This window comes from Sphingopyxis chilensis, assembly GCF_035930445.1.
In the GTDB taxonomy this organism is placed as follows: Bacteria; Pseudomonadota; Alphaproteobacteria; order Sphingomonadales; family Sphingomonadaceae; genus Sphingopyxis; species Sphingopyxis chilensis.
Map to the genome: position 1 here is coordinate 3,946,056 of NZ_CP142394.1, position 6,504 is coordinate 3,952,559.

At 66.2% G+C, this 6,504-nt stretch carries 6 protein-coding genes; 2 read left to right on the forward strand and 4 right to left on the reverse strand.

Annotation, left to right across the window (positions count from 1 at the left end):
• Positions 1–35: 35 nt before the first annotated feature.
• The 4 genes from VSX79_RS18535 to VSX79_RS18550 all read right to left on the reverse strand — a co-directional run bounded on the left by VSX79_RS18535 (position 36) and on the right by VSX79_RS18550 (position 4,644).
• The gene (locus tag VSX79_RS18535; protein WP_326914061.1) at positions 36–1,136 is read right to left on the reverse strand and encodes a hypothetical protein; all 1,101 of its coding nucleotides are present in this window, start codon (positions 1,134–1,136) and stop codon (positions 36–38) included.
• On the reverse strand, positions 1,133–2,260 hold the full coding sequence (locus VSX79_RS18540; protein ID WP_326914062.1) for a glycosyltransferase family 2 protein: 1,128 nt from the start codon (positions 2,258–2,260) through the stop codon (positions 1,133–1,135). The genes VSX79_RS18535 and VSX79_RS18540 overlap by 4 nt, the downstream gene beginning before the upstream one ends.
• A 105-nt stretch (positions 2,261–2,365) precedes the next feature.
• Positions 2,366–3,910 carry a 2-polyprenylphenol 6-hydroxylase gene (ubiB, locus tag VSX79_RS18545; protein ID WP_326914063.1) on the reverse strand — a complete coding sequence of 515 codons (1,545 nt, stop codon included), beginning with the start codon at positions 3,908–3,910 and terminating at the stop codon, positions 2,366–2,368.
• A complete protein-coding gene (locus VSX79_RS18550) occupies positions 3,907–4,644 on the reverse strand; it encodes a class I SAM-dependent methyltransferase (RefSeq protein ID WP_179498169.1) in 738 nt (245 codons plus the stop codon). The genes ubiB and VSX79_RS18550 overlap by 4 nt, the downstream gene beginning before the upstream one ends.
• Before the next feature lie 93 nt (positions 4,645–4,737).
• On the opposite strand from VSX79_RS18550, the gene mutM reads away from it, so the two are divergent.
• Together mutM and rpsT are read left to right on the forward strand one after the other, a co-directional pair.
• Positions 4,738–5,550, forward strand: a complete 813-nt coding sequence (gene mutM, locus VSX79_RS18555) for a bifunctional DNA-formamidopyrimidine glycosylase/DNA-(apurinic or apyrimidinic site) lyase (protein ID WP_326914064.1) — start codon at positions 4,738–4,740, stop codon at positions 5,548–5,550.
• Between the two features lie 189 nt (positions 5,551–5,739).
• Positions 5,740–6,003, forward strand: coding sequence for a 30S ribosomal protein S20 (gene rpsT / locus VSX79_RS18560; protein WP_179498173.1), 264 nt, complete (start codon positions 5,740–5,742; stop codon positions 6,001–6,003).
• Positions 6,004–6,504: the final 501 nt, after the last annotated feature.

The following is a 6,504-nucleotide window of genomic DNA, read 5'->3' on the forward strand; positions in this document are numbered from 1 at the left end:
CAGTTATGCGCTTCGGCGCGCCAGTTCAAGGATAGCTAGGCGGCGGGAGCCACGGTGCGTGCCGGGCGCCACAGCGAACGCGCCAGCGCGGCGAGCGCGGCGGGCGCGAAGGCAAGACCGATGAACAGCGTCGGCGTGACCAGCATCGCCCAATAGAAATTGGCGGGCCGCGCAAAGAGCATGAGCAGCGCGGCATAAAGGAGCTGGACGACGAGCACGGCCAGCCCGAGCCGCGAGCGCCACGCGGCCCACCCGAGCAGCGCGAGCGGGACGAGCAGCGCGCCGGTCCAGCCCGCGAAGAAACGCAGCAGCGACGAAGCCTGAACGAACGACAGATAGGCGATCCAGCCGCCTTGCCCGTGCCAGCCCTGGCTCGCCGCGTCGGCCGGCGATGTGACCGCGGCGAGCGCGGCGATATGGGCAGCGAGCCCGCCCGCAAAGGCCAGACCGACCGCCATCCACCCGGCGGCCGCGCGCCAGTCGCGGTCGATCAGCGCGAACAGCCCGAACAGCATCGCGACGGGCAGGACGGTCTCGCGGATCGCCAGCGCGGCTGCGACGAGGGCCATCGTCACCCACGGCCGCGCCGGGCGATAGAACGCGAGCGCCAGTGCGAGAAGGACGCCCGCCGTCACCTCGTGAATATACAGCCACTCGCGCGCGGCGAGCTGCGTTAGGTTCGCCGCGACGAACAGCGCGCCCACCGCAGCATAGCGGGGCAGCCCGGCCTCGGTCCGCAGTCTTCGGTACCAGAAGAGGATCGCCGCGCCGCCGATCAGGAGGAGCGCGAGCATCATATTCCACTCGCCGAGCGTGGCGAGGATATGGGCGAGCGTCGGCAGGCGGACCGTCACGAACGGGCGCAGCGGATAATTTCCTGCCCGGTGCTCGGCCGCCGCCGCGGCATAATAGGATTCGCCAGCGCCGACACGCTGCACAATGCGCGCATAGAGCGCATGATCGCCGACGAGCCCGTCGAACCGCGCCGAAGTCGGCACCGCGGTGCGGAGGTGATCGCGCCCGACGCCGCCGGTCGCGCCCCACAGCATCACGAGGGCAAGCAGCGCCAGCACCGCCGCCGCCGCCGGGCGCGATGCCCCGCCAAAACGGTTCCAGCCGGATGCGGCGCCGGTCATTTGCGCCAGGTCAGCGCCGACGACATGGCGAAGTTCCAGATCGCGCCGACGACGACGCCCGCGACCCCCGCGACCCACCAGCGTTCGTCCTGTCCTGCCATCCAGGTGCCGATGCCGATGTTGGCCACCGCGCCCAGCGCCGAAATCGCATAGAAGCTCGCAAGGCCGCCGATCAGGCGCCAGCCTTTCAGCTTGCGGTCGGCATAGGTGAAGCTGTTGTTGAGGAAGAAGTTAAAGGCGATCGCGGTCATCACCGCCGCCGTCTGCGCGGCGACAAAGGCGCTGCCCGTGCCGAGCACCGCGCGCAGCACGGCGAGGTGGACGAACACGCCGAGCCCGCCGACCATCAGGAATTTGATCAGGCGCACGGGAACGAAGCGGCCGATCGTCTTGTCGGCGATCAGTTCGGCATATTCGGCGATCACGCGCGCCCCGATCTTGCTTTCGCCAGCCTCGCGGCTGCGGAATTGATAGGGGATTTCGGCGACCTTCAGCGGGGTGGGGCTAGACGCCAATATGTCGAGCAATATCTTGAAACCGATCGCCGACAGGCGCGGCAGGGCGCGCTCGAAGGCGTCGCGGCGGATCGCGAAAAAGCCGCTCATCGGGTCGCTGACGTCGGTGCCGAGCGCGATCTGTCCGGCGCGCGTCGCGAGCCGGCTCATCCGTGCACGGTCGCTGTCCCAGTCGCCGATCCCGCCGCCCGCGACATAGCGCGTGCCGACGGCGATATCGGCTCCGTCGTCCGCAATCGCGTCGATCAGCCGCGGCAGCGCGTCCTCGCTATGCTGGAGGTCGCCGTCCATCACCGCGACGATGGGTGCTGCGGTCGCCAAAATGCCCTCGACCACCGCCGACGACAGGCCTCGCCGGCCGACGCGCTGGACGATGCGGACATGGCGCGATTCGCGGGCGATGCGGCGCACCAATTCGCTCGTCCCGTCGGCGGAATTGTCATCGACGAAAAGGACTTCCCAGCCGCGTCCGGCGAGCACCACCGACAGTTTCGCGATCAGCTTTTCGACATTGGCGGCTTCGTTGAGCGTCGGCACGACCACCGCGACATCGAGCGGCAGCGCATCGATCGTCAGCGGCGAATCGGCAATCAATATGTCGTGGCGCATGAAACCTCGGCTCTATCCGGATTTCACGTCCGGGGTTGGTCGAGGTCAGGCCATAATGATTTAGGGTAAATGTCCGGTAACCAAAAGCCGCGCGTGCTCGCCGGCTCAGCCGAGCCAGTTGAGGAGGCCGGATCCCGCCGCGGCCCCCGCGACGGCGGTCAGCGCATAGCGCCACCAGCGCCGCTTCTCGCCCTTGTCCCACATCAGCGGAATGTCGGGCAGCGGCGGCGCAGGCGGCGCAGCGCCCTTCTTCGGCAATTGCGCGTCGAGGCGGCGGATGATGTCGGGGATCAACGCCAGCGTCTTGCCCTGTTCGCGCAGACCGTCGGCGAGCGCGGCCTCGGGGCCGAGTTCGTCGCGGATCCATGCGCTTACGAAGGGACCCGAGACGTCCCACATGTTGATCTTGGGATTGAGCATCGTCGCGACGCCCTCGACCATCACCATCGTCTTCTGAAGGAGGAGCAGGTGCGGCTGCGTCTGCATGTCGAAGTCGCGCGTGATCGCGAACAGCCCGTCGAGCATCTGCCCGACGCTGAGCTCGCTCACCGGCTTGCCGCGCATCGGCTCGCCGACCGCGCGCAGCGCCGTCGCGAATTCTTCGACATTGTGATAGTCGGGCACATATTGCGCCTCGAAATGGATTTCGGCGACGCGGCGGTAATTGCCCGTGGTTAGCCCATAGAGGATCTCGGCAAGCCAGTAGCGCGCCTGCCGGTTGATCCGCCCCATGATTCCGAAATCGACCGCCGCGATCGTGCCGTCGGCCTTCACGAACAAATTGCCCTGATGCATGTCGGCGTGGAAGAAGCCCTCGGCGATCGCCTGGCGCAGGAAGGCGTTGACGAGGTTCGCCGACAATTTTTCCATGTCGTGCCCCGCGGCGATGAGCTGCTCGCGATGCGAAATCTTGATGCCGTCGATCCAGTCCAGCGTCATCACCCGGCTGGCGGTGCGGTCCCAGTCGATCGCGGGCACCTCATATTCGGGCACCGCCGCCATCGCGTCGGCCAGTTCGGACGCCGAGGCGGCCTCGCGGCGCAGGTCGAGCTCGCGCAGCGTCCAGCGGCGGAAATTGGCGATCACCTGCCGCGGGCGGAGGCGCGACGCTTCGCCGCCAAAGGCTTCGAGATGCGCGGCCGCCCATTCATAGGTTTCGATGTCGCGCGCGAACTGCTTGTCGATGCCGGGTCGGCGCACCTTGACCGCGACCTGGCGCCCGTCGGTCGTCACCGCGCGGTGGACCTGCGCAATCGACGCCGATCCGACGGGTTCGGGGTCGAATGCGCTGTAAAGGCTTTCGAGCGGAACCTCGAAGGTCGCCTCGATTTCCTGGCGGATGCGCTCGAACGCGACCGGCGCGAGCGCGTCCTGCAGGCTCAGCAGGTTGCGCGCGGCCTCTTCGCCGACCAGATCGGGGCGCGTCGCGAGCGTCTGGCCCAGCTTGACCGCCGCAGGGCCGATCGCCTGAAAGGCAGCGGCATAATCGGGGATTTTGGGCTGAATCGTCCCGAGCCGCGCGAGGCGGCACAGCCGCTTCACCCCCGGCGGCGTCTGCGGCGCGGTCTCGATCCCGCGCAGCGCGCCGTGGCGCGCAAGGATGCGCCCCCACTTCAGCAGGCGGACGATATGGGTGACGGGTCGGGTCAAGCTTTCCACCCGCTGTGGATCGCGACGAGACCGCCGAGGATCGGCTCGACCTTCACCGCGGTGAAGCCCGCGTCGCGGATCATCTGCGCGAACTTCGGCATCGGCGGGAAGCGGCGGATCGATTCGATCAGGTAGCGATAGCTGTCCTCGTCATCGGCGATCAGCTTGCCGAGCTTGGGGACGAGGTGGTGCGAGTAAGCGTCATAGGCCTGCGCGAAACCCGGCCATTCGTTGGTCGAAAATTCGAGGCAGAAAAAGCGCCCGCCATAGCGCAGCACGCGGTGCGCTTCCTTCAGCGCCGCCGGGATGTCGGTGACGTTGCGGATGCCGAAGGCGATCGTATAGGCGTCGAAAAACTGGTCGGGGAAGGAGAGCTTCTCGGCATTCTGCTCGGACCAGACGAGGCTGTCGATGCCGCGCTCGGCGGCGCGTTCGACGCCGACGCCGAGCATGTCGGGGTTGATGTCGGCGACGGTTATGCTGGCGCCGAAGCGCTCCATGCGAAAGGCGATGTCGCCGGTGCCGCCCGCCATGTCGAGGATCGTCTCGCCCTCGCGCGGTTTCACGCGGCGCACGAAGCGGTCTTTCCACAGGCGGTGCATGCCGCCCGACATCGCGTCGTTCATGATGTCGTACTTGCGCGCGACGCGGCTGAACACTTCGCCAACCATCGCGGTCTTCTCGCCCGCGGGGACCTGTTCATAGCCGAAGCTGACGGTATCGGGGGTGGCCATGGAGTGCGCGCCTTTGCGGGGGAGAGATAAAGTCGAACGGCCTTTAGCGGGGCCTTGTCGCGCGCGCAAATGGCGCGTAGCCCGACAGGCGATATGCCAGAGTTGCCCGAAGTCGAAACCACCGTCCGCGGCCTCGCGCCCTTTCTCCAAGGGCAAAGGCTGACGGCGGTCACCACATTTCGTCCGGACCTGCGTCGGCCCTTTCCCGCCGACCTTGCGCAGCGGCTGACCGGGGCGACGGTCACGACCTTGTCGCGCCGCGCCAAATATGGCGTCATCTCGACTGACCGCGACGACCATATGATCTTCCACCTCGGCATGTCGGGGCGTTGGCGGACCGAGGGCGGCGCGGCGGGCAAGCACGACCATCTGCTGCTCGAAACCGGCGCCGGGCATCGGCTCTTCCTCCACGATCCGCGCCGTTTCGGTTCGGTCGACCTGGTGAGCGGCGACCCGCTGACGCGCTTCTCCGCCTTTGTGACGCTCGGTCCCGAACCCTTGTCCGAAGCGTTCGATGCCGCCTATCTGGCAAAGGCGCTCGCCGGGCGGCGCGCGCCGGTCAAGGCGATGCTGCTCGACCAGACCATCGTCGCGGGGCTCGGCAACATCTATGTCTGCGAAGCGCTCAACATGGCGCGTATTTCGCCGGTGAAGCCCGCCGCCGATGTCTCCAGGGCGAAGCTCGCCCTGCTGGCCCCCGCGATCAAGGAGGTGTTGATCGCCGCGATCGCGGCCGGCGGCTCGACCCTGCGCGATTTTCTCGGCCCCGAAGGTGATCTCGGCTATTTCGCCAAGGACTGGCGCGTCTATGGCCGGGAAGGCGAGCAATGCGAATGCGGCGGGACGATCGCGCGGATCGTGCAATCGGGCCGCTCGACCTTCTATTGCCCCAAATGCCAGCGCTAGTGCGGGATTTTTCCCGTAAACCCATTGACCAAATCGCCTGTCGCCGCTATGCGCGCACCCTTCGAGCAGGGTCCGGGCGTCCGGAACCGGCCGCATCCGGACATTGATTCGCTGCACCTCGCACGATTCGGCTGCTCCGTTGAGGCTGTGCTCCGACCATGTAGACCGTTTGAAAGACTAGAGGAATTTATGGCCAATACGCCGCAGGCAAAGAAGCGCATCCGCCGCAACACCGCGCGCACCATCGTGAACAAGAATCGCGTTTCGCGCATTCGCACGCTGGTGAAGAAGGTCGAAACCGCCGTCGCCGCCGGTGACAAGGATGGCGCCGCTGCCGCGCTGAAGGCGGCGCAGCCCGAAATGGCGCGTGGCGTCGCGAAGGGCGTGCTCCACAAGAACACCGTGGCCCGCAAATATTCGCGCCTGACCAAGAGCGTGAACGCGATCGCCTGATTCATCGCGTCCCGAAAGGGAACAAAAAGGACCCGCGGGCATCTTGCCCGCGGGTCCTTTTTTGCATCGGATATTGTGACAACGCCGTGGCAATAGTGTTGCACCGCGGTAAGTGACGGATTTACGGCGATTCGTTGTTTTGCCTCCGGATTGTCACAAATAAGATACTGAAAACAATAGAAAAAATCGCATCTTGGCGGGATTCCGGTCCCCCCGGTGAGTCAAGATTTTTATTTCAGTATTTTTACATGGCCAGCCCTTGATCGACTCGCCGCGCCCTGACTAGACAGGGGCGTCGTCGGCCTTCGCCGGTGGCCGCCACATCGACATGATTCGCAACTTTTCGGACCGCTTGTCCGGACAGGAAAGCTGTGCCTTGGCGCAGCTGACGGATCGGCGCGTGGCGGTCGCCCGAAATATCCGGCGCGCGGGGACCTGAGGGGGCGGCACGGCGTGATAGAGAGCAGCAATCGGCATGAGCAAAACGCAAAGGGCGGAGCG

What these genes read in the sequence shown, in the direction of transcription:
- VSX79_RS18535 (WP_326914061.1), bottom strand. Translation starts at nt 1,136, where the DNA reads ATGACCGGCGCCGCATCCGGCTGGAACCGTTTTGGCGGGGCATCGCGC.
- VSX79_RS18540 (WP_326914062.1), bottom strand. Translation starts at nt 2,260, where the DNA reads ATGCGCCACGACATATTGATTGCCGATTCGCCGCTGACGATCGATGCG.
- VSX79_RS18550 (WP_179498169.1), bottom strand. Translation starts at nt 4,644, where the DNA reads ATGGCCACCCCCGATACCGTCAGCTTCGGCTATGAACAGGTCCCCGCG.
- mutM (WP_326914064.1), top strand. Translation starts at nt 4,738, where the DNA reads ATGCCAGAGTTGCCCGAAGTCGAAACCACCGTCCGCGGCCTCGCGCCC.
- rpsT (WP_179498173.1), top strand. Translation starts at nt 5,740, where the DNA reads ATGGCCAATACGCCGCAGGCAAAGAAGCGCATCCGCCGCAACACCGCG.